The following is a 26120-nucleotide window of genomic DNA, read 5'->3' as shown; positions in this document are numbered from 1 at the left end:
CTCCCTTTGCCTTCTTACTAGTAGTACATACTAGTATTAGAAGGGCCCTGCTTTGCAGGGTTTTTTTATTTGTCTACTTTTCATTTAAAAAGTCAGGTGGTACAGTAAAAGAAAGAGGAGGAAAAAATATGATTCAACGCTTTATAGAACTCGGAGAAGGCTACTCTGACTTATATGAATTACTTGAAATTGCCAAAACAAACCAAGAACGTGTAACACATATGTTACAATTCGAAACTGTAAAAAACGAAAAAAAAGTGTGTTCACTTGTTGTAATACTAAAACCGACAACTACTGGTGATTTCCAACCATTATACATATGTCGTGAAGGCATTCCTGTACTTGAAAATAAAAAAAGTAAACGTGTCGTTTTATTTGAAGAAATGGCGGAACAAATAGGGAAAAAAGTTACTCCCTTTACTGTAAAACCATCAACAACTTTCCCTGAAAAAGAACTATTTTTTAATCATCTAATTGGTATTTTACGAATGAACAATTTCATTCCTCCAATGAAATAACACGTTATTTCAAGTAAAAAAATCCCCCGCTAAATTTAGCAGGGGATTTTTTTACTTAGCTATAATCGTATTCTTTTGCCCGATCAGGACGCGAATTTTCGAATTCCGTTTTTAAAAATGGGCGATACGACTGTTCTACTTTTTTTACAAAAGGAAGTTTATTCAATTTTTGCATCATATGCTCAATTTGTTCCATATCACAATATACAACGGCATATTTCAAACGTTTTGATATGTAATGAATGTTACCATATTTCCTTAAAATCTTGGCATGTTTCAATGAATGTAAATAAACAATCATACTTTGTCGTTGCCCGAACATAATCTTCTCCATCTTCTCCTTTTAAAAACTTATATTCTTATATTTTATGAAAACCAATCATAAATTTATGACATTAAAGAACAAACTCTGTATACGTTTTCTTCTATATTCTAAAAAACGGGGTAAATTACCCCGTTTTTTTACAACCACAACCGCCTCCGGTACCACAACCCCCGCCACAGCCACCCGCATCAAAAAACGGATTTCCTGTTGGAACTTTAACGGAAGAAGACACCTCAGAACCAATTGCTACACTAACTTCATCTAATAACTTCTGTAAAGCTGTTTCTGCTCTTTTAAAGGTTGCAACCTTATCATGCATATCTACAGAACGCTTTAATTCCCTCATTTTCGTCGAAACGAAAGTATAATCAGGATGATATTTACCAAAACGTTGCACTTCTTCGTATCGCTCTTTCATCGCTGTAAATTGCTGAATTAGCGTCTGGACTTCTATATCTTCTTGTAAATCCTTATAATACTTACGGTAATCTTCTGCTATATCTGAACAGATGATCGCTTTTGCAAGCTGCTCTGCCTTATCTAAAATCAATACGCTTTCCAGCGTCGCTACAATCATGAGAGACACCTCCGAGTATTCATCATAACACATTTGGAACAGAACTACTAATTGAAGTGTCTCACCTAAAAGAAAGATATGATTCTAATTACTTTTCATACAATCTCCTTGCACTCTTATACACTAATATGCTCCGAAATATTATATTTAAGAACATCCCATTTCCCGCTATTCTCTTTCACGTAGCTAATACATGCGTTTTTTAACGGCGTTTTAAATGTAATTTCATTTGGTGCAATTGCGTGTAAAATAGCTTTTATTGCATGTGAATGCGCAACAATGATAATACGTTTATCTCCATGTGCTGCTGCAACCTGTTGTAAAGCCGTAAAACAGCGCTCTACGATTTCTTCATCCTGCTCCATTCCTTCTACATTACCTTCTGTAATTAACTCTCTAACGGCCGCAACTGGTTTCCCAGAAGCTTCCCCAAAATTACGTTCCATAAATCGCTCATCTAATAAAATAGATGGTAATCCAATAGCCCCAGCAATTTCCTTAGCTGTTTCTTGCGCTCTAATTAACGGGCTACTTATAATTATATCCCACGATTCCGCTTGCAAGGCAGCTGCACTTTGACTCGCTTGCTTCTTCCCAACTTCATTGAGTGGAATATCTTCGCACCCTTGAATAATCTCTTGAAAGTTCCAATCAGTTTGTCCATGTCGTACTAAACAAATTTCCGTCATGCTGCAACTCCTTTTTTAAATAATCCGATTCTATTGTAACAAAAGTTTTGCATAACGGACATAGTTTTCCCTTCCAATTACGTCGTATTTTGCTGCTTCATATACTGGAACATATCAATCATAATTGAAGCAACGGCCAATTGATTTTGAAATTTTTCCACTTTATCTGGTATCGTTTTTTTGAAATGCTGCATGGCAGCTAACTCAAAAGCTTCTTTTTCTTCTGGGTTACGCGTCAATTTCCGGTACCAGTATGGCTGTTCCCGAATATAGCGAGCTAAATCCTCATCAGCTTTTATAAACTCCATAAGCTCTGCTCTCATTCTCTTTCCCCCTAATCCTTTTGAAAGAAAAAAGGATTATTTTCAGAAGTACTTTGTTCTTGCTGCGCACGGTTTCCTTGAAATTGTTGAATAACTTGTTGCACGCTACCAATCGCACTCGTTACATTTGCTAAATGATGTTGCATTTGTTCTACGTCTAGCTTTTTAAAGAAAGAAAGCATTTGCCCCATCACATCAGCAGTTTTTTCCTCTTCTGTTCGATTTTCTTTTTCTTCTTTATTTTCTTTTACCGGAGAAAAAGCAGGTGCTCCATCAGGTCTATATGCTGTCCATATTTGATCTTCTTCACCAAGTAAGTACCATTCTTCATAAAATTGCTGCCAAGTTTTTTGACCACTTCTAACCTCATGAACCATTTTAGGGTGATGGTTTACAAACTCTTTAAACTGTTGAACCGATGGATGTAACGGCCCTTTTGTTGTTGGCATAATCCTCACCTCTTCATGTATATCTACTATATTGTAAGAAAAAAAAGGCACATGGTTCGCCTATTTTTAGACGATTCATGCACCTTTTTATCTTCCTATTTGTGGACAGTAAGACTCCCACCTTAAACTTCTACGAATACGCAGAAGTTAGGCGGGAATCTTACTGCCCGTTAAAGCCCGATTGATGAAGGCTAATAATCATTGAAGGATGCCCCACTGATTAAAGTTTCATTTTATTTTCGGATAAAGTTTTGAGTATAAAATTTATCATATACCCCAACACCTAATCCAGTAAATTGTTCATTTAATAAATTCTTTCTATGACCCTCACTATTTAACCAACCCTGTACCGCCGCAATTCCATCACTATGTTGCGCCGCTATATTCTCACCAGCAAGTTGAAAAGCCACTTGCCCACGTTGCAAGCGATCTCCTAACGTACCAAAAGTAGGTGAATCGTGTGAAAAATAATTATTATCCTTCATATCTTTACTATGGCCAAATGCAACATCTGCAGTTTGTTGATCCAATGTTAACAACGGTAATTGATGACGACTCCGAATAATATTTGTTAAATCGAGAATTTGTTGCATATTTCCATTTTCTACTTGCTTCATTTTTTCTGGCGTCAGCGGCTGTTCCGCTATTAGTTCACCTGAATAAACAAGTTGATATGGTCTTTGTCGTAATAACGTTTCATCATCCATATAACGAAGACCAACAAGCTCATGTGTAAAGTGATCAAAGTATAATTGTGCCCATCCATCTTCTACAGGTACTAGCGGTTGTTCCATTACTTCCGTATCAGATAACTCAAATTGATAACTATTCTTTCCTCTTTTTAATGAAATCTCATGTGAAAGTGGATTCTTTTTATATACCTCTTCATACTTTTCATTTATATAATAGGGAGCCACCTTAACTTGCTCACCAGCAACATACGCCGTTACAACTTTACGTTCAGCAACTCCAAATTGAACATACTGAGCTAAATCTTGATTATACACCCACCATTCATATCCATAAGCAGACGGCTCTATTCGAGATGGTTCGCCCCACTTCGCTAATAAATTCTCAGAGTCCCCGCCAATCATATTTAAAACAGTGTCTGTGGATTCTTCATTTACTTGCTTCTTCTTTTTCACAATTTTATTTTCTTGCTTAGAGTGAGATGGGGTTAATATATATTGTGACACGAGTAACTTCCCGTATAAATCAACAGCTAAAATTAAAAATGTAATCATTACGATACGTAATAATTTCTTCAAACGATATACCTCCTGAACAAAGCATAAAATCGAGATATACACAAATCCTTTTATTCCCTTTTTTTGTGTGTACCGTACTCTTTTCACTATATCATATTTTCACGAAAAAAGTCTGGATTATCCCTTTTCTCGCAATACGAATTGCACTTTCTTATTATTCGTACTATTATAAAAATAATGAACTAACATTAAAATAAGGAGGTATTCTATGCAATTTACAAATACAAACTTTAATGATGCAGTCGTTGATCTAACTCTTTTAACTGAGATTATGGAAAACAATCATTTTGTACTTGCCGGACAATGGGATTACGAACGCGTTACATATGATTATAAATTTGAAATATTAAAGGATATTTATTATTTACGTGTACAAGGATTTGCTGTTGAAGGTGACATCGGCGGCAGACACGCTCAAGTAAAACTATTGCCACCCTTATTAGGAAAACATTATTATCCTCATGGCGTTGAATATGGCGATGATGAGATTTTTCCAACGAATGTACTTCAAAAAAGCGAACAACTCCTACAAAATATCGAAAAAGAGTTAAAAGAATTTCAAATTATTGAGTAACAAAAAAACTAGCGCTTTAACACGATGCGCTAGTTTTTATTTCGTCTGCAAATAAGGAGGTAACTCTTGCAGCTGCTCTTTATCCTTTTCACGCTCTCTACGTGCCCATTTAAAGAACACATAACCGATAATCGTACCGTACACTATTTCCTGGACAATTTTCATAATAATACCACCTGTTTGCTGGTCTTGTACTACCGGCATCCAATGTAAAAATTCTGGTCCAGTTATATTTAAATCTGATAAAGTACCCGCCGGTACACAGAGTTCCATTGCCTTCATCCAAGCGGCCGGATCTGTATATGTTGCAAATAATGGTGCAGTCGCAAAAATTATTAACGCACAAGCTGGCGTTAATAAAATACCATTAGCAAACATGTAACCAAGCTTCTTAATATCACTTAAAGTTTGATATTCTGGCAGTGGATTTAACATCGGCCACCACATCATCATTGCTGCAAAAAACAATATAGCAAGGCAAATAGGATGCGCTATTTGACTTTGTTTTACTGCATCAAAAACAATTGGCAAATGATAAAAGGAAAACAGGCCATTAAATACAAACAACGCAATAAGCGGCTTAGCAAAAAACTTTATCACAATTTGAACGAACTTAAAAGAAGTAATATAACGATATAACCAAACAGGTATACCAAGCAGTAATAACGGAGGCACCGCAATATACATTACTGCCATCTCAAACATATGTGCACTAAATATGATATGACCAATTAAATCAATAGGTCCTCCCTTTACAAAATACAAAAGAACAATCCCGGTCGTAAAATAAAAAATTTGCTTCTTACTTACCTTCGTCGCATTTTCAAATCGCGTTCTATACGGTCCAATAATTAAAAAATAACTAATAAGAATCGAGATCATAAATAATAAAAAAATTGGACTCCATAAAGCTTGAAAACCAAATACCCATAAGTTTTCCATTTCCACACCTACCTTTTCAAAATTCTTATATTTCATATAAAAAGAGGGCTTTGATATATCAGAGCCCCCTACTATCACTGTTTAAATCCACACAATTGTCATAAAGGCTAATATTGTTAATAAACCGATTAACAATCCAGAGTACAAGAAGAAACTCGCCGCTTCATGCCCTTTATGACTCATATGCATGAAATAATATAACTGAAATATAACTTGAATGACTGCTAACAATAATATAAATGGAACCGAAAAAATCGGGCTAAATGTTTTCGGATATGCCACCGCTGCAAATGCAACTAATGTTAAAAAAATCATTAGTGAAAATGTAACAACTTGGTGCTTCATTTCCTCTGCACTTTTTCTCTTCCGATAAACAAGATCCACCTTAGGATTATTCGTTTGCTTAACCGCCATTGTTTATCCCACCATTCCCATCAAATATACTACAGTGAAAATAAACACCCAAACTACGTCAATAAAGTGCCAATAAATTGATGCAACATAAAACTTTGGTGCGTTGTATAAATTTAAGCCTCTCTTCGCGTTTCTAAAGATTAATGTTAAAATCCAACATAAACCAAACAACACGTGGAGCCCGTGTGTACCAACAAGAGCATAAAATGCAGAACCAAACGCACTACTTCTCATAGTATGCTTAAATTCATGCGTATAATGATAAAACTCATATATTTCAAACCCCAAAAATCCTAAGCCAAGCAACACTGTTACAAGTAACCAAAGTTGCATTTTCTTAAAGTTAAAATTTTTCATATGATACATTGCGTATACACTCGTTAAACTACTTGTTAACAAAAGCATCGTCATAATGAAAACGAGTGGCATTTGAAACATCTCTTGAGATGTTGGTCCACCATTTGTAGAGTTCTTTAACGCTAAATATGTGCCAAATAAGGAAGCGAACAACACTGTTTCGCCTCCAAGAAATAACCAAAAACCAACAAACTTATTTTTCCCCTCAAGGGTTGCTTTTTCAGGCTCTGCTGGAAATGTTTCATTCGTTAATTTCTCATCTACATGCATTACGCCTTGCCCCCCTTATCATCTAAATCTTCCTTATGAATATGATATCCATGATCATCATTTACTGAACGAAGGAACATTGTACCAAACGTAATGATTAAACCGATAATCGCTACTAATAACCAAAATTTATCTTTGCCACCCTGCATATACATCGCACCGAATGCTGCTATGAATAAGCCTAGAGAAATGATAAATGGTGAAAATGAAGCATTTGGCATATGAATATCACCAACTGGTTCCGCTGCTGTCATCTCTTTATTACCTTCACGTTTTTCAATCCAAAACGGATCTAACCCGCGAACAAATGGCAATTGTTTAAAATTGTATTCCGGTGTAGGTGCTGGCATTGTCCATTCTAATGTACGTCCATCCCATGGATCACGGCCAGCCTTCTCTTTTGATACCGTTGTTTTTATTACATTGAATAAAAGAACAATCGTTCCAAGAGCCATAAACACAGCTCCGATAGAACTAATCATATTCCCCATTTCCAACCCTTGGCCCTCAAGATATGTGTAGTAACGACGCGGCATACCGATTAGACCTAGGAAATGCTGAATAAAGAACGTTAAATGGAAACCGATAAAGAATAACCAAAATGTTATCTTACCTAATGTTTCATTTAATACTTTATTAAACATAAGTGGCCAATAATAATGCGCACCTGCAAGTAAACCAAATACAACACCACCAACAATTACATAATGAAAGTGTGCTACTACGAAATAGTTATCATGAAACTGATAATCAGCTGGTGCAGAAGCAAGCATAACACCTGTAACTCCACCCATAACGAAGGATGGAATAAAAGCTACCGCCCACATCATTGGTGTTGTAAACCTAATACTTCCACCCCACATTGTAAAGAGCCAGTTAAATATTTTAATACCCGTTGGAACTGCAATCGCCATTGTTGCAACCGAGAAGATAGCATTTGCAACAGGCCCAAGACCAACAGTAAACATATGATGCGCCCATACCATAAATCCTAAAAACCCTATTAATACTGTCGCGAACACCATAGAGGAATAACCGAATAATCGTTTTTTCGAAAATGTGGCGAAGATTTCTGAGAATATTCCGAAAGCTGGGAGTATAAGAATGTATACTTCCGGATGACCGAAGATCCAGAATAAATGCTCCCATATAATCGTGTTCCCACCTAGTGCCGGATTAAAGAAACTTGTGCCAAATAAACGATCTAACATTAAAAGTCCTAATCCTACAGTTAATGGTGGAAATGCAAATAAAATAAGTGAAGATGTTACAAATGTTGTCCATGTAAACATCGGCATGCGCATGTACGTCATCCCTGGCGCGCGCATATTAATAATTGTAACAAGGAAGTTAATACCTCCAATTAATGTACCAATACCTGATATTTGCAAGCCGAGTACATAAAAATCAACACCATGTCCTTTAGAGGCTAAAGCTAAAGATGCATACGATGTCCACCCTGCATCAGGTGCTCCTCCTAAAAACCAACTTAAATTTAAAAATAATCCACCAAAGAAAAATAACCAAAATCCGAGCGAATTCAAAAACGGGAACGCCACATCACGTGCTCCAATTTGAAGTGGTACAGCGGCGTTCATAAATGCAAACACGAGTGGCATAGCTGCGAGGAAAATCATTGTTGTACCGTGCATCGTTAATACTTGATTATAAGCATCCCCAACAAGAAAAGCATTGTTAGGAATCGCTAACTGCAGGCGAATAAATAGTGCTTCTATTCCACCTATTACAAAAAACAATCCACCTGCAATTAAATAGAGAATGGCAATCTTTTTATGGTCTACTGTCGTTAAATAATCCCATATGACAGCACCCATCCCCTGTTTTTTTGCTACAGAACTCACGTTTTCAACCTCCCCTTCGCAAATGATCCCTCTTTATTTTTCAATCTTTAACGTTTGTAAATATGCATTTAATGCATTAATTTGATCATCCGTTAAGTTGCCATATTTACCAGTCATTTTATTACCTGGTTTCATATTTTCAGGATCTTTGAGCCATTTTTTTAAGTTCTCTTCATTATTTTCGGCAATACCAGCAACCATATCGCGATCTGCGAAGTTTGCTAAGTTCGGTGCGATACGAGCAGAAGGTGGTCTACTATCATTTGATCCAACTGCATGACAACCAATACAGCTTTTATTAAATATTTCTTGACCCTCTTGCGCCTTTGTAGAAGCTACTTCTTTTTTCCCATCAATCTTCTTCATGTCAGCAAGCCACTTTTTGTACTCGCTTTCATCCAGAGCTTTCACTTTGAACTGCATTAAAGAATGTGATGGGCCACAAAATTCTGTACAAAAACCATTATAAGTGCCCGATTTATCTGCCTTTAACCACATTTTGTTTACATTATCTGTATTTGTATCCATTTTCCCAGCTAAAGATGGAACCCAAAACGAATGTTTAATATCGGCACCCTTCAAATTCAAATACACTTTCTTACCTGTGGGGATAACTAAATCTTGAGAAGTTACTATTTTTTCTGATTTATAAGAAAATTCCCACCAATAAAGATTCGCTGTTACATCAACAACGATAGTATCTTTATCAATATTCTTTTTCTCCATCGCACTTACATCAGCAAGCTTGAATGTATATGTAACAGTCGGAACAGCCAAGATTAACAAAAGAATAATCGGAATGACTGTCCATATAATTTCTAGTTTGTGATTTCCTTCAACTTGCTCTGGAATATAATCTTCCTCACCCTTTTTTTGTCGGAAACGCACAATTACATATAAGAAAATAATAGTAACTACAAGTACTACTCCTACCATGATTGCACTCGCTAGCAAGAGCAAATCATATTGCATTTTTGCTACTTCCCCTTGCGGAATTAAAGTAGACTGAAAAGCTTTACCGCATCCCCCTAACAGTAAAGCCAGCAGTGAAACGAACGAAAGCAGTCGCCACTGTTTCTTCATACAAACAACCCCCACTTTCTTTGTGAATTAGATTGTACTTTATAGTTAAGTAAAGTAAATCTCAACGTAAAGAAATCCAATCATGTCGTTGTCTTAGAAGAATGTAACTACAATCATTGACACAAATAAGATTGTTAAGTAATTCAGGGAATAAACAAACATTTTTACGGACCACTTGATGTCATCTTGCTGACGGAAACCATAAAGCCCTAATGCGATCCATCCGATGTTAAGCAATGTTGCAATTACCATGAATGTTATTCCAAGTCCACTCATATAAAATGGTAGTGGTAATAAACATACTGTCCAAATCATAATCTGACGTTTCGTAATATCAAATCCCTGTACAACAGGAAGCATTGGGATTCCTGCATTTCGATATTCATCAACACGCTTCATCGCTAATGCGAGGAAATGTGGGATTTGCCAAATAAACATAATTAAAAATAACATCCAAGCAATTGGATGATTTAAAGACGGATCAATTGCCGCCCATCCAATTAAAGGTGGAACTGCTCCTGATATACTACCTACAACAGTATTTAACGTATATTTTCTCTTCGTCCATAACGTATATAAAACAACATATGTGAAGGCACCAATAAATGAGATTAACACTGCCATCGGTGTAGTAAGTAATAAAAATGCAAAGCCAAGAAGTAAAATTACAAGTCCAAATGCAAGTGCAAAGCCAGGTTTATATTTACCTGTTACCGTTGGACGGTTTTTTGTTCTTTCCATTAATGGATCGATATCTCGGTCAATGTAGTTATTTAAACAACATACCCCTGCCATAATTAATGCCGAACCAACGATTGTGAAAAATAACTTATCTAGATTGTCCATAACACTCAATCCATTAAAATGTAAAGCCAACCAAAATCCTGTAAATACAGTAAGTGTATTTGAGTTTACAATCCCCATTTTAACGAGCGCTGATAAATCTTGTAACCGAGTTGTTTCCGGTACAATTGAAACAGCTGACTCATCATGCAGCTCACTTGTTGCATGGTTCATCACTTTAACCCCCTCTTAAACCTATCATCTTTCTAAGCATATATTTCATGTGAAATATTTCGCTTCTATATAGCAATATTATTACAGTAGAAATATTGTTAACCCATTCTACTACTAATCTACGCCCATACTCCAATATATTAAATCACATTTCCCGAACATTTTGTGAAGAAAACATGAACTTTTTGTGTCAAACATTAAAAAACTTTATTCTATTTTATCCTTATCATAACATGATGTTATCTTCTATAATAAACTATTTTGTCATATTTAGCATGTATTCTCCCCATTTCTTTTCAAAATAGCCTGAATTCCTCCTAAAATATGTATTTTAAATCCCATTTTTTTCTTTATAATACGTACGTTGTCCTCGCCCTCCATTTCTTTGCTATTTTATTATTTTTTATATATCATAGGACTGTAGCACGTTTTATTCTATACATAATGGAATGAAAATATTTCGCAATAACTTCATAGCAGAAAGATGGTGAAAGAGATTGCAACGCTTTATTAAATGGTTAGCAGTCATTACAAGTCTCGATTTATTAGTAGTTTTACTAGGAGGCGCTTTAGTTACAAAAACGGGTTCAGGCCAAGGATGCGGCAAATCATGGCCTCTTTGTAACGGTGAATTTGTTCCATCTAATTTATCAATGGAGACTATTATTGAGCTAAGTCACCGCTTAACATCTGGATCAGCAGGAATCCTTGTTACTCTTCTTTGTATCTTGTCCTGGAAATATTATAAACATGTGCGCGAAACAAAGACGTTAGCAATTTTATCCTTCGTATTTTTAGTTGCACAAGCATTAATGGGGGCGGCGGCGGTTGTTTGGGGTCAAATGCCTGCTGTATTAGCTATTCATTTCGGTATTTCCTTAATTTCATTTGCTTCTGTCATCTTGTTAACGTGTCTTATTTTTGAAATTGATCAGAAATTTGATGCACGTTCACTTATTATGGACAAAAAAATGAAATTTCATATTTATGGTGTAACAATTTACAGTTATATCGTTGTCTACACAGGAGCTTTAGTACGTCACGAACGAGCTACCTTAGCCTGTCCAGACTTCCCTTTATGTAGCAAAAATAGACCTATGCCAACTCAACTACATGAGTGGGTTCAAATGGGACATAGAGTTGCAGCGATGTTAATTTTCGCTTGGATACTATATGCGATGATTATCGCTATTCGCCATTACAAGCAGCAGCGTGTAGTATACTGGGGATGGATTATTTCATTTATCCTTGTTACACTTCAAGCTATAGTAGGGATTTTAGTCGTATTTACAAATGCTAGTTTAGCAATGGCATTATTACATTCGCTCTTCATTTCTTGCCTGTTTGCTGTACTATGCTATTTAGTTATGATAGGTACAAGAAGTACAGTCAATGCAAAAGAAACTGAATCAACTTCTAAGCAAACAAAATAAAGTAAAACTTTAATACCTTGCCAATTCGGCAAGGTATTATTTACACACAAAAAAGAGCTGCTTTCGCACAGCTCTTTTTCTTTATTTTAATAATCTAATTCAATGAGTAAATCTCCCGTTTGAATTGCATCCCCATCATTTACATATACTTTTTTCACTTTACCACTAAATGGCGCTTGAACCGTCGTTTCCATTTTCATAGCTTCTGTAATTGCCATGGAATCACCTTTTTTCACTTCATCGCCTTCTTTTACAACTACTTTAATAACAGTTCCCGGCATCGTTGCGCTAATATGATTTGGATTTTCACGATTCCCCTTCACACGCTGTGCAACAGTTGATTTCACGTTTTCATCTTTCACTACGATTTCACGCGGTTGTCCATTAAACTCCAGGTAAAGCACACGATTTCCATCTGGCTGTGGCTCCCCAATGGAAACTAGTTTAACCATCAATGTTTTACCTTGCTCGATTTCCACATCAATTTCTTCACCAAGTCTCATACCATAGAAGAATGTCGGTGTATCAAGCACAGATACATTTCCATAAATCCCAGCAACTTTTTCGTAGTCCATAAATACTTTTGGATACAATGCATATGCGACTACATCAAAAATTGTTACTTCGCGTCCAAGTTTGTGGAATAACTCTTCTTTTAAAGCATCGAAATCTACTGGTTCTAATAATTCACCCGGTCTTACTGTTAATGGCTCTTTCCCTTTTAAAATAATTTTTTGTAATTCTTTCGGGAAACCACCATATGGTTGTCCTAAATCTCCAGAGAACATTTCAACAACAGATCCTGGGAAGTCCATAGCATGTCCACGTTCTAAAATATCTTGTTCTGTTAGGTGATTTTGAACCATAAATAATGCCATATCACCGACAACTTTAGATGATGGTGTTACTTTTACAATGTCGCCAAACATATCATTAACACGGCGATACATCACTTTAACTTCATCAAAGCGATCTCCTAAGCCAACCGCTTTTGCTTGTTGTTGAAGATTACTATACTGTCCACCCGGCATTTCATGCATATATACCTCTGTGTGAGGGGCATTCATACCACTTTCAAATGGAGCATAATATTTTCGTACATCTTCCCAATAATGAGATAGTTTTTCTAATGAGTCTATATTAACATCTGGCTGTCTTTCGTTTCCACCTAACGCATAGTATAGTGTATTCGCACTTGGTTGTGACGTTTGACCAGCCATAGAACTCACCGCTACATCGACAATATCAACACCTGCTTCAATCGCCTTCGTATACGTTAAAATACCATTTCCGCTCGTATCGTGTGTATGCAGGTGAATTGGAATCGACACCGTCTCTTTTAGTGCTGAAACTAAATCATATGCTGCGTTTGGCTTTAATAAGCCCGCCATATCTTTAATTCCTAAAATATGAGCTCCTGATGCTTCCAACTCTTTTGCTAAATTTTTATAATAATTTAAATCATATTTACTGCGTAACGGATCATGAATGTCTCCTGTGTAACACATTGTTGCTTCTGCAATCTTACCAGTATCTCGTACAGCATCAATTGCAACTCTCATGCCTTCTACCCAGTTTAAGCTATCAAAAATACGGAACACATCAATTCCAGCTTGCGCGGAACATTCTACAAATTTTTGAATTAAATTATCTGGATAGTTTTTGTATCCAACTGCGTTTGAAGAACGAAGTAACATTTGGAATAAAACGTTTGGCATTTTTTCACGAAGATCTAGTAATCGTTCCCATGGATCTTCTTTCAAGAAACGATATGCAACATCAAACGTTGCACCGCCCCACATTTCTGCTGAGAATAAGTTTGGTAACATTCTCGCTGTCGGCTCTGCAATGTGATGTAAATCTTTTGTACGAACACGAGTTGCAAGTAATGACTGATGTGCATCACGGAATGTTGTATCAGTTAAAAGTACACGCTTTTGATCTTGTACCCACTTTACTAATCCATCCGCTCCACGCTCATCCAAAATTTGTTTCGTTCCATTTTGCATTGGCTCTGAGTGTATCACATTTGGTATACGAGCATCTGGGAAAATTGGTTTCTCTTTTTTCCCTACTCCTGGGAAGCCATTTACTGTTACTGTACCAATATAATTTAACATTTTTGTTCCGCGGTCTTTACGTTTCGGGAACAAGAATAGTTCAGGTGACGCGTCAATAAATGAAGTGTCATATTCTCCTGATAAGAAGTTTTTATGTTTTACTACATTCTCTAGGAATGGAATATTTGTTTTAATACCACGAATACGGAATTCTTTTAAGTTACGTTCCATTTTTGCAGCGGCTTGTTCAAAAGTAAGTGCCCAAGTAGTAACTTTTACAAGTAAAGAATCGTAGTACGGTGTAATAACTGCACCTTGGAAACTATTACCTGTATCAAGACGAACACCAAAACCACCACCTGATCGGTACGCCATAATCTTTCCTGTATCAGGCATAAAGTTATTAAGTGGGTCTTCTGTTGTTACACGAGATTGGATTGCAAATCCATGCACAACCACTTCCTCTTGCTTAGGAACACCTACCATTTTGCTATGTAATGCATGTCCATCAGCTATTAAAATTTGCGATTGAACGATATCCACTCCTGTAATCATCTCTGTAATCGTATGTTCAACTTGAACACGTGGGTTTACTTCAATGAAGTAAAACTCATCACCTTTTACAAGGAATTCTACCGTTCCAGCATTTAAATAATTTACATTTTTCGTTAACTTTACTGCAGCATCACAAATACGCTGACGCAAATCATCTGAAAGCGACACGCTCGGTGCAATTTCAACTACTTTTTGATGGCGTCGTTGTACAGAGCAATCACGCTCATACAAATGAACAACATTACCTTCTTCATCTGCTAAAATTTGCACTTCTATATGTTTAGGTTTTTCAACGAATTTTTCAACGTACACTTCATCATTACCAAAGGCTGCTTTTGCTTCTGATTTCGCGCGATTATACGATTCTCTTAATTCTTCACTAGCACGTACAATACGCATACCGCGACCGCCGCCACCAAGGGATGCTTTAATAATAATCGGGTAATCATACTTTTCAGCAAATTCTTCAACTTCTTCTATTGAATTTACTGGACCATCACTACCAGGAATAATTGGAATTTGTGCTAGCTGCGCTTGTGTTCTTGCTTTAACTTTATCTCCAAACATGTCTAAATGCTTACTTTTTGGACCGATAAAGATAATCCCTTCTTCTTCACAACGTTTTGCAAATTGAATATTTTCTGACAAGAAACCATATCCAGGGTGGATTGCATCTACATGATTACTTTTCGCAATCTCAATAATGCCTTCAATATCTAGATAAGCATCAATTGGCTTTTTCCCTTCCCCAACTAAATAGGACTCATCGGCTTTATAGCGATGATAAGAACCGCTATCCTCTTTAGAATAGATCGCAACTGTGTTTAATCCAAGTTCTGAACATGCTCGGAACACACGAATTGCTATCTCTCCACGGTTAGCTACCAATACTTTTTGAATACGTTGCAGCTTTGTCATGATTTTCCCCCTCTATTTTCCTACCACTCTAGAGATAAAATACATACACACTCTAAAGAGCGTGAAGTTCTTCACTTTCTACATTATATTATACTTAGAAAGCTTCACTTTATTTTTATCCATCATACCTTATTTTTCAACAAATGATAAGTTTTCTGATCAATTTGTTTCACAAAAATAGTATAGCATACCTCTTCCTTTTCTAACAACAATATTGTATATCACATTCACTTAAATGTAATATACTTTTCGTTTTAAAACAATCAATATTGTATCACATTTAAAATCTAACAAAATAAAAAACACATTGAACTCTAGAGCTCAATGTGTTTTTTATTTTACAACAACAAGATGCGGTCCACCTTGTTCTATTTCGTTAGTCAATTTGTTTTGTTGTTTCTCTTGTCGTTTTACATAACTAGCAATATTTAACAGTATACCCATTGCAAGCAGATTAGCTAACAAAGAACTCCCACCATAACTAACAAATGGTAATGGTACCCCTGTAAGCGGTATTAACCCAGACATACCACCGACATTTATAAAAGTTTGAACTCCAAACAAACTTGCAATTCCAATTGCTATTAAACTTCCAAACGGATCTCTGCACTTTTGTGCAACCCTAAATGCCCGAATAATAATAAGTAGTAAACAGATTAAAATGACAGCTACGCCTATAAATCCAAGTTCTTCAGATATAATTGCCATAATAAAATCTGTTTGCGGTTCTGGTAAGTATCCATATTTTTGCACACTGTTCCCTAACCCTCGACCATTTAGCCCTCCTGAAGCAATTCCAATAAAAGAATTTATTAATTGGAACCCATCATTTTGAGGATCGTTAAATGGATCAAGAAAAACTGAAAATCGTGCCTTTTGATATGGATTTAATGCATAATTACCGAGAATATATAGTGCCGGAACCCATACTATAGAAGTTAAAACAATTCGTTTAATCCATAAATTAATCCGCACTCCCGAACAAAGAAACATAATTCCTACTGTTCCTGCAATTAACAAATCGGTACCTAAATCATTTTGCTTTAAAATTAAAACCATGATTAAACCAACACCAAAAAGTACCGGTCCCGATCCTTTCAAAACAGGCGTATTCGTTTCTTGTCTTTTCGCAAAAAAATGAGCCAATACGAGGATAACAGTTATCTTCACAAATTCTGCAGGCTGTATTCCAAATATCCATCCATTTGCGCCGTTTACTGTCTTAGTGAAAAATGCAGCTGCCGCTAATAATGCAATGCTAATACCATAACTCCCCAATAAAAAAATTCGTTTCCTCCACACTTTATATGGGATAGTAGCGATAATTATTAATATGATTGTCCCAGCAGCCAAAGTCATTAATTGTCTTTTAAAAAAGAAATTTGCTGGTTTATCAAACCTCGAAATCGCAACAATGGAACTAGAACTATATACCATTATAACTCCCAACACACATAAGATAACAAGAGGAAGTAATAAGGAATAATCCATCGATTTCCATACTTTTTTCATTTCATTTCCTCTTTCTGTTTCAATTTAATTATTGTTGTATTCCATATGTATATAGGTTCTTCCTTCTTTATTATACAAATAAAAAGCCCAAACTATTTCAGTTTGAGCCCCCTTATTTGAACCCGTTATTGTTGTTTGTTTGTAAATGCTTCATGAAGTGCAGACAACTCACGTTCGAGCTCTCCTAACATTGCTTTCCCTTGTTCTTCTGCAATAAGACCAAGGCGAACCGCAAAATCGACCTCGCGGGATAGTCCAAACATTTGTGTGTCTAAAACTTCTTCATATAATGGACATTGCGGCATTGTAAGATTGTCCATTTGTACCTTAATAAGTCTTAAAATCTTCTCTGCATCCGCTTGTAGAAGGGCTAGTGCCTTTTCCTGATGATTTGATACTGTCTCAGACGCCAAATTGATTCCCTCCGTTTCCGTCCTACTCTCTCATATCTATTAATATTAGCGATAGTTTTAATAAATTGCAATAGAAACATTTTTTGTGACAACAGCGTCTAATACTATTATACTGAAAAGTGGGAGTATAACACAAATGGGGGAACAACAATGAGCGAAATTTTATTTATTAATGGAAAAGTTCGTTTTCCAATCACTATCGATCCAACTGTATGGATTTTCGATGATCGAAAAATAGATTTGACAACCTACTTTGATGAAACTAGAGAAGAATCATCCGAATTAGAAACATACTTAAAACATACTTCAGAGCATTGGGATCGCGAAATCCGTGATGGTGCTGCCTTCCCGCCAATACAACAAAGTGTAAAGAAATATAAAAAAGAACAGCTTATTAACGGGACGTTTGGCATACCACTTCATCCATTTCTAAAAAATGCTGAAATTTTAGAAGATGCTACTCATGTCGAAATTGCAACCACAGACAATACAATTACACTTCCGTTAGAAACAGCCCATAAAGCTATTCTCGGTTTTTCAAAAGAAGGTAAACCATTACGAGAAGACGGGCCTGTTCATCTATATTTCCATGATGGATCTAATAGACAAAATCCGATTCGTAACATCCGTAAATTTACAATCATTTAAATTGTATAATTAAAAGGCAAAAAAGGAGTGAGCTTAAGCTCACTCCTTTTTATAATAAATCCGCTGCTAGTTGTGCTAAATTAGAACGCTCTCCTTTAACAAACTTTACATGACCACTAATACGTTGTTCTTTAAACTTCTCTACAACATATGTTAAACCGTTATTATATTCATCTAAATACGGGTGATCAATTTGCTGAGGATCCCCCATTAATACAATCTTACTTTTTTCGCCTACCCTTGTTAATATCGTCTTTACTTCATGCTTCGTTAAATTTTGTGCCTCGTCAATTATAATGAATTGGTCTGGAATACTTCTCCCGCGTATATAGGTAAGCGCTTCTACTTCAATCGAACCCATCCCAGCTAAAATAGCATCTAGCTCCCCAGGCTTTTTCGTATTGAATAAATACTCTAGATTATCAAAAATCGGCTGCATCCACGGTCTTAATTTTTCCTCTTTCTCTCCTGGTAAATAGCCTATATCTTTCCCTACCGGTACAATTGGTCTCGCGACAAGTAGTTTTTTATATAACCCTAAATCTTCCGTTTGCATTAGTCCCGAAGCTAATGCGAGTAACGTTTTTCCTGTACCGGCTTTCCCTGTTAACGTTACAAGTGGAATATCTTCCCGAAGTAGCAATTCTAATCCCATAATTTGCTGCACGTTTCGTGGGCGTATCCCCCACACTTGTTCATTGTGAAAAATAAGTTTTTTTACCTTCTTACCTAAATGATCCACAATCCCAAGTGCAGAACTAGAACCCCCTAGTGCATCTTTCATTACAACAAACTGATTTGGATAAAAAGGATGATTTGCGATTTCAGATAAAGGCAGTTCACCTTTTTCATAAAAATAATCTAACTGTTCTTTTGATATATACCCTTCTAAAAATCCTGAATATATATTTTCCACTTCGATTACTCGGTCACTTAAATAATCTTCGGCCTGCAATCCGATTGCATCAGCTTTTACCCTTACGAGTACATCTTTACTTACTAAAATAACTGATTTCCCGTCCTCTTTTTCTTGTTCTTCTAAAGAGAGGTTTTTCGCTACCGCTAAAATTCGATTATCATTTGTTTTTTCTACAAAAATATCTTGCAGTTGAACAAATGAGCGATGATTTAATTCAATACGAAATGTACCGCCGTTTTCTAACGGAATACTTTCATGCAGCTTTCCTATTTCGCGAAATTTGTCGATTAACTTAGATACATAGCGAGCATTTCGTCCTACTTCATCCATATAACGTTTTTTCGAATCAACCTCTTCTAATACAACTGCTGGAATCACTACTTCATTTGTTGCAAATGAAAAAATAGATAAAGGATCCTGCAAAAGTACATTCGTATCTAACACATAAATTTTATCCAACCTGTTACCCCCTGACTCCACTTTTAAATTTGTAGAACAAGGGTTTCATCCATAAAATATGGACGAACCATTGTTATAATTATATGTACCGTAAAAACGAGGTAGAATCGAAACTCATAGAAATTAAACCTTTTCTTTATTTTTTATTCATTTCTATTCAATATATTACTTTTTATTATAATTTTTCACATTAAATCACAATACTCACTTGTAAAAGTTTATGAACGATGTTCCTATTCATCTTCTTTATAATTCTTTCATTCCTACTAATACTTGGTTATCAAGCTTTTTAGCTGCTCGAAGATCATATGTTTTTTCATATGTTGGTTCAGTAGCAAGTTTCGCACCATAAAACATAACATCACGAACTTCTTGTACATTCACTTCTACTACCGTTAATTTTAGAGGAATCCCTTCCATTCTATCTGTTAAAATTTCACTTTCACCACTTATGGAAAATACGGATTCATTCGCCATTATAGTCAATACAACCCCTGCACTATGCCGTATATTCCCCACAATACGTGAGCGTTGATCTACCGCAAATCGAATACTAGTTTCACTCACTGCATATACCCAAGAAATAGCACTTACGTTAGGAATTTGTTTTTCGAAATCTGTTGTTGCTATCATAACGATACACTCTTTACGCAAAGATTGTACTAAATCACCTGTCAATGTAGGCTCAACTACATTCGCCATATTTCCACCTCCAAATATTATTTATATATCCTTATCATAACCTATTTTTCGAATTGCGAAAATATTATTTTTTCCCGCTATTATTCAAAAACATTATGCTTCCATGATATACTTATACTGATAGAATTCGTATTGAGGTGACGAAATGAGAGTCAGATGTATGATTTGTGATAAAAAAGATATGTTAGATGACGAAAATCCTATGGCAAAAAAACTGCGTAATCGCCCTATTCATACATATATGTGCATGGAATGTACGGAACGCATTGCAGATCGTACTATGGAACGCCATGCAAGTGGTAATTTCCGATTATATCGTGATAAAAAAGTAGAAGACGATTGGTAAACCGTAAATAAGTCCTTAATCATATAGATAAGGACTTATTTGTATTTTTCTGGTTCACGATTCATCTGATCCAAAAAACAATCAATTGCTTCTACTGGAAATCTTGCACACCTTATTTCTCCCTCAATTCCATATGTAATTAAATACATTTCCTCGTTCTTTTCCACTTCTACATTTCGTAATTTATGCTCTTCATATATCATATTTCGAAATAATACATACGTTTCTTGTGCAGCGCTATCATCTGGACGCGCTTCCGCAACAGTTTTAATTGTTAACCAATTATATAGTGCATCTTGTACCGAGCGCATGAAACTCCCCCTTTTTATCCTGCTTTTTGTTGTTTCGCTTGACGTAAACGTAATCTATAAATTCCAAGTACAATCGCCGCTACAACGAGCCCCTCTCCAACTGGTAAAAAAACTGCAAAGAAAGTTAATACCGTGCATCCAATTGCTAAAGATATGTATATTACTATATTTTTTAGCACTGATAGCTTCCTTGCAAATCCTAAATTATATACAAGTGCACTCAATATAATAATTGTTCCATAAAGTAACCACATCCCTAGTTCTGGATTTTCATCAACTTTGCACAATTTCGCGAAAAATGACATTCTTTCTAACACTATCTTTCCTCCCTTCTCATAAAAACAAATTTTCTTTATGTACTTAATACAAGAGTAACTCGCAAAAAAAATACTGTCCACAAAAAAGAATAAATATTCTAAAAATAAACAAAATAAAAAAACAACTACCTTTTATAAAGGTAGTTGTTTTTTTATTTTTACGCTTCTACAGATTTCTTTTTCTTAGCAGCTCTTTCGCGCTCACTCTTATCAAGAATCTTTTTACGTAGACGAATTGATTCTGGAGTTACTTCACAGAACTCATCATCGTTTAAGTACTCTAATGACTCTTCTAAAGTCATTAAGCGTGGTTTTTTCATTGTTGAAGTTTGATCTTTCGTTGCAGAACGAATGTTCGTTTGTTGTTTCATTTTTACAACGTTAACTGTTAAATCATTCTCACGTGTATGTTCTCCAACGATCATACCAGCATATACTTCTGTACCTGGTTCAACGAAGATTACACCACGGTCTTCAACTTGCATAATACCGTATTGTGATGCTTTTCCTGCTTCAAGTGAAACTAGAACACCTTGACGACGTCCACCCACTTGTCCAGCATGTACTGGTTGGTAGCAATCAAATGTGTGGTTTAAAATACCATAACCACGAGTTAATGTTAGGAATTCTGTTGTGTAACCAATTAACCCACGTGCTGGAACCATGAAAGTAAGGCGAACTTGACCGTTTCCGTTATTCACCATATCTAACATTTCACCTTTACGTGCGCCCATTGATTCCATAATAGAACCAGTGTATTCTTCAGGAACATCGATTTGTACGCGCTCTACAGGCTCACTTCTTACGCCATCGACATCTTTAATAATTACTTCAGGCTTAGATACTTGTAGTTCATAACCTTCACGACGCATGTTTTCAATTAAGATAGATAAATGTAACTCTCCGCGTCCAGATACGATCCATGCATCAGGAGAATCTGTATTATCTACACGTAAACTTACATCTGTCTCTAATTGTGAACGAAGACGCTCTTCAATTTTACGAGAAGTAATGAATTTACCTTCACGACCTGCAAATGGGCTGTTATTTACAAGGAATGTCATTTGTAATGTTGGCTCATCAATACGTAATAATGGTAAAGCCTCTTCATGCTCAACCGGACATACCGTTTCACCTACGTTAATGTCTTCCATACCTGAAACAGCTACTAAATCTCCAGCTTTTGCTTCTTCAATTTCTTGACGTTTTAATCCAATGTAACCAAATAATTTAGTTACACGGAATTGTTTTACACTTCCGTCAACTTTCATTAATGCAACTTGTTGTCCTACTTTCATTGTACCGCGGAATACGCGTCCAACCCCAATACGACCAACATAGTCATTGTAATCAAGAAGTGCTACTTGGAATTGAAGTGGCTCTTCGCTGTTATCAATTGGTGCTGGAATATGTTCAATGATTGTGTCAAACAATGATTTCATATTCTCTTCTTGATTTGCTGGATTTGAATCTAAGCTTGCTGTTCCGTTCATTGCTGATGCAAATACAACTGGGAACTCTAATTGATCTTCGTTTGCACCAAGTTCGATGAATAAGTCAACTACTTCATCAACTACTTCATCAGGGCGAGCGAAGTCACGGTCAATTTTGTTTACAACAACGATTGGAGTTAAGTTTTGCTCAAGAGCTTTCTTTAAAACAAATCGTGTTTGTGGCATACAACCTTCATATGCATCAACTACAAGTAGAACACCATCAACCATTTTCATGATACGTTCTACTTCTCCACCGAAGTCAGCGTGACCAGGTGTATCTAAAATGTTAATTCTTTTATCTTCATAGTGAATCGCAGTATTCTTCGCTAAAATTGTAATACCACGTTCTCTTTCTAGATCATTTGAGTCCATTGCGCGTTCTTCAATATGTTCATTCGCACGGAACGTCCCCGCTTGACGTAATAACTGGTCAACAAGTGTTGTTTTACCATGGTCAACGTGGGCAATAATTGCTATATTTCGTAAATCTTGTCGTTTTTTCAACATGTCCAACTCCTAATGTCTTTTTAATCCTTCTCTATTATAAGAGCGAAGGGGATACAATGGCAATCAAAATAAAATCAAGAATGAAAATATAGTTGTATTCTTACTTTTGTGAAAGTAAAATAAGATTGGAGGGTGAAGAAATGGAACACATTCAATATCGCTTTTTATTAACAGCAATTATCGGTGTTATCTTCTTAATTGGTATCGGAATTATGATTGCTGAAAATAGTCCCATCGGCATTATTATTTGCATTATCGGCACATTTGTTACAGTTGGATACGGTTTTGTAACAAAAAGAAAAATGCGTAAATCGCAATAACATTAAAAAGTAAGAAGCTTCTTTATGCCTCTTACTTTTTTTCATTATTGCGATACAAATGGTAATAATTCTTCGTATACTCCTGGTTTTGCCACTAACACACTGCTTTTCTCTACAATAGAAAGAGGCGTTCCCAAGAACGTTGTCACTTTACCGCCAACTTCCTCTACAATAATCTGTCCCCCGCCAAAGTCCCATGGCGATAAGCGCGGTGTTACATATGCATCTAATCTTCCCGTGGCAACATATACCATTTCTAACGCTGCACAACCATATGACCTCGTACCTCTCGCCTTCTTAACGAGCATCATCATTTTTTCCATATTAAGCAATGGATTATCAGTAAGCCATATCGCATTCAAAGCTATAACTCCATGCTCTACCGTTCCTTTTTCCAACATGGGAATAGCTAAATCATTGCAAAAAGCCCCTTCTCCCTTTACCGCATGATATAGTTCGTCATGAACCGGATCATAAATAAGACCAATCTTTCCGATACCGTTCTCATAAATCCCGATTGAGATTGCGAAATTTCTTTTTTGATGAACAAAGTTCATCGTGCCATCAATTGGATCAATTAACCAAACAACCCCATTAGAAGAGGTAATCTCATCTCCATAGCCTTCTTCTCCTAAAATATTATGAGCCGGGAATGTTTCTTTAATTTTCCCAATTAAAAACTGCTCCGTTTCTCGGTCCATATTTGTTACTAGATCAGCTGCATTTGACTTTGTTTCTATAATAAGTGTTTTTTTCAGTGACGCCATTAATTGTTCTCCGGCTTCTCGAATCCACTGTTTCGCGTGTGTATCGATGTCTTTCCATACTTCTTGCATGTTTAAACACTCCGATCTATACTGTTCACAGAAAAAACGAACCCTTTATAAGGTTCGCACCAACTAATTATTTATACATATACTATTATTACGCTTCTAAACGGATCATTTCAAGTCTTAACACTTCTAATTTTTGTACGCACTCTTCTTTTTTCTGTTTGTCGTTATCCATCATCGCATCATATAAAGTTGCTAATTCATAATCTAGCTCCAAACGTAGCACCGGAATTCTCTTTTCAGCATCTGTTCTCTTTAACGCATTAATCACCTGTCTCATTTTTTTTGCCTCCTCCCAATATTCGTCTGCCCTCGGACTAGAATTGATTCAATTTTCTGATTTTTTGTTTTATACTATACTATGTTGGATAAATCATCTATGCAACATAATTATATTTTTTTATTTAAATTTTTTTGTGATGTTTTTTTTATGAATAGTACAAGCTATGCTAAAATTAAAACAAAATAGGAGTTGGAGGAACAATCATGACACTACAAACATTCACATCAACTGATTTTGAAGTCTTTACTGTTGATGGTCTTGAAGAACGAATGAGCGCAATTAAAACGAATATTCATCCTAAGCTAGAAGCTTTAGGGGAACAATTTGCAGAATATTTATCACAACAAACTGATGAAAACTTTTTCTACCATGTAGCAAAACATGCACGCCGCAAAGTCAATCCACCAAACGATACTTGGGTTGCTTTTTCAACAAATAAACGTGGATATAAAATGTTACCACACTTTCAAATTGGTTTATGGGGTACTCACGCCTTCATATACTTTGGTTTAATCTATGAGTGTCCACAAAAAGTGGAGACGGCTCACGCCTTCTTAGAACATTTAAATGATTTAAAAACAAATATTCCAAATGACTTCGTTTGGTCCATTGACCATACTAAACCAGGTGTAAAACTACATAAAACGCTTGAAACGGAAGACTTACAAAAGATGATTGAACGTTTAGCTACTGTGAAAAAAGCAGAGTTATTAGTCGGTATTCATATATCACCAGAGGAGTTTTCAGCAATGACCAACGAACAATTCCTTGCTAAGATTGAATCTACGATGCAACCACTCCTTCCTTTATATGCACTTTGTAATCGATAGTAGAAAACGGACAATTTATATTGTCCGTTTTTAGTTGTTATCACATTATAGCACTTCATATTTTATTTTTCAAAATATTTTTACATTTTAACAATCTTTTTTTCTGCTACTTCCTTTGCTTTTTGAATCGTACGATATATAGAATATCCACTTACTTCTTGAAATTCTTTATCAATTTTTTTCTCCGCTGCCTTCGATGGCACAATCTCTTTAAAACGACGATATAATTCCATCAAATCTTCTCTCAAAACTCCTTTTTCGTATACCTTTTCAATCGCTTCATAAAACTTTACAACTGCTACCATTTCTTCATTTGACCAATTGTAATCAAGTGGATATTGATATTCCATTTTTGCACCTCATTCAGTATTCTTTCTTTTTCCATTATGCTACCTTTAAGACAACCTTTTATTCTTCACTATAGCCACTCTGCATTATACACCATTTATCCATTTCAATGGAATTGTCTTCCTCTTTGCAGTATTTAAAATATAACTATTAAACATACTCACCTTGAAAATGCGATTTTTCTATACATCTATAATTATTGGTGATATAATGCTTTTGTTTTATAGAAAATAAAGTGAGAC

Annotated in this window: 30 protein-coding genes; 7 read left to right on the top strand and 23 right to left on the bottom strand. The window is 35.8% G+C overall.

Annotation, left to right across the window (positions count from 1 at the left end; translation table 11 throughout):
* Positions 1–128 precede the first annotated feature (128 nt).
* Positions 129–518, top strand: a complete 390-nt coding sequence (locus SB773_RS09785; protein ID WP_002014762.1) for a DUF7147 family protein — start codon at positions 129–131, stop codon at positions 516–518.
* Positions 519–573: 55 nt separating this feature from the next.
* Here the strand turns inward: SB773_RS09785 and SB773_RS09780 are convergent, their stop codons facing one another.
* The 6 genes from SB773_RS09780 to SB773_RS09755 all read right to left on the bottom strand — a co-directional run bounded on the left by SB773_RS09780 (position 574) and on the right by SB773_RS09755 (position 4149).
* Positions 574–840 carry a YlbG family protein gene (locus tag SB773_RS09780; protein WP_002088292.1) on the bottom strand — a complete coding sequence of 89 codons (267 nt, stop codon included), beginning with the start codon at positions 838–840 and terminating at the stop codon, positions 574–576.
* A gap of 127 nt (positions 841–967) precedes the next feature.
* On the bottom strand, positions 968–1420 hold the full coding sequence (locus tag SB773_RS09775) for a YlbF/YmcA family competence regulator (RefSeq protein WP_002014765.1): 453 nt from the start codon (positions 1418–1420) through the stop codon (positions 968–970).
* Positions 1421–1536: 116 nt separating this feature from the next.
* On the bottom strand, positions 1537–2109 hold the full coding sequence (locus SB773_RS09770) for a histidine phosphatase family protein (protein WP_410589702.1): 573 nt from the start codon (positions 2107–2109) through the stop codon (positions 1537–1539).
* 77 nt (positions 2110–2186) lie between these two features.
* Positions 2187–2432: a YlbE-like family protein gene (locus SB773_RS09765; RefSeq protein WP_002014770.1), complete on the bottom strand. Its 246-nt coding sequence runs from the start codon at positions 2430–2432 to the stop codon at positions 2187–2189.
* Positions 2433–2443: 11 nt separating this feature from the next.
* Entirely contained in the window at positions 2444–2881 is a 438-nt protein-coding gene (ylbD, locus tag SB773_RS09760) for a YlbD family protein (protein ID WP_088034443.1), read from the bottom strand.
* A gap of 233 nt (positions 2882–3114) precedes the next feature.
* Positions 3115–4149, bottom strand: coding sequence for a CAP domain-containing protein (locus tag SB773_RS09755; RefSeq protein ID WP_002088298.1), 1035 nt, complete (start codon positions 4147–4149; stop codon positions 3115–3117).
* A 208-nt stretch (positions 4150–4357) separates the two neighbouring features.
* Between SB773_RS09755 and SB773_RS09750 the strand changes: the two genes are divergently transcribed.
* On the top strand, positions 4358–4723 hold the full coding sequence (locus tag SB773_RS09750; protein ID WP_002066906.1) for a YugN family protein: 366 nt from the start codon (positions 4358–4360) through the stop codon (positions 4721–4723).
* A 36-nt stretch (positions 4724–4759) separates the two neighbouring features.
* Here SB773_RS09750 and ctaG read toward each other — a convergent pair whose 3' ends face one another.
* The 6 genes from ctaG to cyoE all read right to left on the bottom strand — a co-directional run bounded on the left by ctaG (position 4760) and on the right by cyoE (position 10668).
* Positions 4760–5665, bottom strand: coding sequence for a cytochrome c oxidase assembly factor CtaG (ctaG, locus tag SB773_RS09745; protein ID WP_002121958.1), 906 nt, complete (start codon positions 5663–5665; stop codon positions 4760–4762).
* A gap of 81 nt (positions 5666–5746) precedes the next feature.
* Complete coding sequence (ctaF, locus tag SB773_RS09740) at positions 5747–6079, bottom strand: cytochrome c oxidase subunit IVB (protein WP_002014776.1); 333 nt, start codon at positions 6077–6079, stop codon at positions 5747–5749.
* A 3-nt stretch (positions 6080–6082) separates the two neighbouring features.
* Complete coding sequence (ctaE, locus tag SB773_RS09735) at positions 6083–6706, bottom strand: cytochrome c oxidase subunit III (RefSeq protein ID WP_000557861.1); 624 nt, start codon at positions 6704–6706, stop codon at positions 6083–6085.
* Positions 6706–8541 (bottom strand): cytochrome c oxidase subunit I, encoded by a 1836-nt coding sequence (gene ctaD, locus SB773_RS09730; protein ID WP_410589793.1) that lies wholly within the window; start codon positions 8539–8541, stop codon positions 6706–6708. Before ctaD ends, ctaE begins: the two co-directional genes overlap by 1 nt.
* Before the next feature lie 60 nt (positions 8542–8601).
* On the bottom strand, positions 8602–9651 hold the full coding sequence (gene coxB, locus SB773_RS09725) for a cytochrome c oxidase subunit II (RefSeq protein WP_002088304.1): 1050 nt from the start codon (positions 9649–9651) through the stop codon (positions 8602–8604).
* 93 nt (positions 9652–9744) lie between these two features.
* Positions 9745–10668 carry a heme o synthase gene (gene cyoE, locus SB773_RS09720; protein WP_002033731.1) on the bottom strand — a complete coding sequence of 308 codons (924 nt, stop codon included), beginning with the start codon at positions 10666–10668 and terminating at the stop codon, positions 9745–9747.
* Positions 10669–11165: 497 nt separating this feature from the next.
* Between cyoE and ctaA the strand changes: the two genes are divergently transcribed.
* The gene (ctaA, locus tag SB773_RS09715) at positions 11166–12101 is read left to right on the top strand and encodes a heme A synthase (protein ID WP_002014781.1); all 936 of its coding nucleotides are present in this window, start codon (positions 11166–11168) and stop codon (positions 12099–12101) included.
* 86 nt (positions 12102–12187) lie between these two features.
* On the opposite strand, the gene pyc is transcribed toward ctaA, so the two are convergent.
* From pyc to SB773_RS09700, 3 genes are all read right to left on the bottom strand, one after another.
* The gene (gene pyc, locus SB773_RS09710) at positions 12188–15634 is read right to left on the bottom strand and encodes a pyruvate carboxylase (RefSeq protein WP_088034441.1); all 3447 of its coding nucleotides are present in this window, start codon (positions 15632–15634) and stop codon (positions 12188–12190) included.
* 333 nt (positions 15635–15967) lie between these two features.
* The gene (locus SB773_RS09705) at positions 15968–17146 is read right to left on the bottom strand and encodes an FtsW/RodA/SpoVE family cell cycle protein (protein ID WP_060749580.1); all 1179 of its coding nucleotides are present in this window, start codon (positions 17144–17146) and stop codon (positions 15968–15970) included.
* A 125-nt stretch (positions 17147–17271) separates the two neighbouring features.
* On the bottom strand, positions 17272–17559 hold the full coding sequence (locus SB773_RS09700; protein WP_000135698.1) for an Fpa/YlaN family protein: 288 nt from the start codon (positions 17557–17559) through the stop codon (positions 17272–17274).
* Positions 17560–17709: 150 nt separating this feature from the next.
* Between SB773_RS09700 and SB773_RS09695 the strand changes: the two genes are divergently transcribed.
* Positions 17710–18207 carry a molybdopterin-binding protein gene (locus SB773_RS09695; protein ID WP_289404556.1) on the top strand — a complete coding sequence of 166 codons (498 nt, stop codon included), beginning with the start codon at positions 17710–17712 and terminating at the stop codon, positions 18205–18207.
* Between the two features lie 49 nt (positions 18208–18256).
* On the opposite strand, the gene SB773_RS09690 is transcribed toward SB773_RS09695, so the two are convergent.
* Positions 18257–19585: a PhoH family protein gene (locus tag SB773_RS09690; protein WP_002088317.1), complete on the bottom strand. Its 1329-nt coding sequence runs from the start codon at positions 19583–19585 to the stop codon at positions 18257–18259.
* A 246-nt stretch (positions 19586–19831) separates the two neighbouring features.
* Positions 19832–20287, bottom strand: coding sequence for a PNPOx family protein (locus tag SB773_RS09685; protein ID WP_002014791.1), 456 nt, complete (start codon positions 20285–20287; stop codon positions 19832–19834).
* Positions 20288–20432: 145 nt separating this feature from the next.
* Here SB773_RS09685 and SB773_RS09680 point away from each other — a divergent pair, with 145 nt between their 5' ends.
* Positions 20433–20633 (top strand): YlaI family protein, encoded by a 201-nt coding sequence (locus SB773_RS09680; protein ID WP_113735484.1) that lies wholly within the window; start codon positions 20433–20435, stop codon positions 20631–20633.
* A 35-nt stretch (positions 20634–20668) separates the two neighbouring features.
* Here SB773_RS09680 and SB773_RS09675 read toward each other — a convergent pair whose 3' ends face one another.
* The 3 genes from SB773_RS09675 to typA all read right to left on the bottom strand — a co-directional run bounded on the left by SB773_RS09675 (position 20669) and on the right by typA (position 23264).
* The gene (locus SB773_RS09675; RefSeq protein WP_410589693.1) at positions 20669–20944 is read right to left on the bottom strand and encodes a hypothetical protein; all 276 of its coding nucleotides are present in this window, start codon (positions 20942–20944) and stop codon (positions 20669–20671) included.
* A gap of 14 nt (positions 20945–20958) precedes the next feature.
* The gene (locus SB773_RS09670) at positions 20959–21261 is read right to left on the bottom strand and encodes a YlaH-like family protein (protein WP_000893662.1); all 303 of its coding nucleotides are present in this window, start codon (positions 21259–21261) and stop codon (positions 20959–20961) included.
* A 158-nt stretch (positions 21262–21419) separates the two neighbouring features.
* Entirely contained in the window at positions 21420–23264 is a 1845-nt protein-coding gene (gene typA / locus SB773_RS09665; protein WP_002014867.1) for a translational GTPase TypA, read from the bottom strand.
* A 140-nt stretch (positions 23265–23404) separates the two neighbouring features.
* Here typA and SB773_RS09660 point away from each other — a divergent pair, with 140 nt between their 5' ends.
* The gene (locus SB773_RS09660; RefSeq protein ID WP_000400127.1) at positions 23405–23584 is read left to right on the top strand and encodes a DUF5325 family protein; all 180 of its coding nucleotides are present in this window, start codon (positions 23405–23407) and stop codon (positions 23582–23584) included.
* A gap of 44 nt (positions 23585–23628) precedes the next feature.
* On the opposite strand, the gene SB773_RS09655 is transcribed toward SB773_RS09660, so the two are convergent.
* A complete protein-coding gene (locus tag SB773_RS09655; protein WP_002033721.1) occupies positions 23629–24420 on the bottom strand; it encodes an inositol monophosphatase family protein in 792 nt (263 codons plus the stop codon).
* Between the two features lie 88 nt (positions 24421–24508).
* Positions 24509–24697, bottom strand: coding sequence for a hypothetical protein (locus tag SB773_RS09650; protein WP_002121995.1), 189 nt, complete (start codon positions 24695–24697; stop codon positions 24509–24511).
* Positions 24698–24903: 206 nt separating this feature from the next.
* Here SB773_RS09650 and SB773_RS09645 point away from each other — a divergent pair, with 206 nt between their 5' ends.
* Positions 24904–25530: a YktB family protein gene (locus SB773_RS09645; protein ID WP_002014864.1), complete on the top strand. Its 627-nt coding sequence runs from the start codon at positions 24904–24906 to the stop codon at positions 25528–25530.
* 80 nt (positions 25531–25610) lie between these two features.
* Here the strand turns inward: SB773_RS09645 and SB773_RS09640 are convergent, their stop codons facing one another.
* Positions 25611–25880 (bottom strand): UPF0223 family protein, encoded by a 270-nt coding sequence (locus SB773_RS09640; RefSeq protein ID WP_002066915.1) that lies wholly within the window; start codon positions 25878–25880, stop codon positions 25611–25613.
* Between the last annotated feature and the right edge of the window lie 240 nt (positions 25881–26120).

Origin of the sequence: Bacillus sp. SIMBA_074, assembly GCF_046534555.1 — a bacterium.
Classification (GTDB): Bacteria; Bacillota; Bacilli; order Bacillales; family Bacillaceae_G; genus Bacillus_A; species Bacillus_A mycoides.
This window is presented reverse-complemented; position numbering and strand designations above follow the sequence as displayed.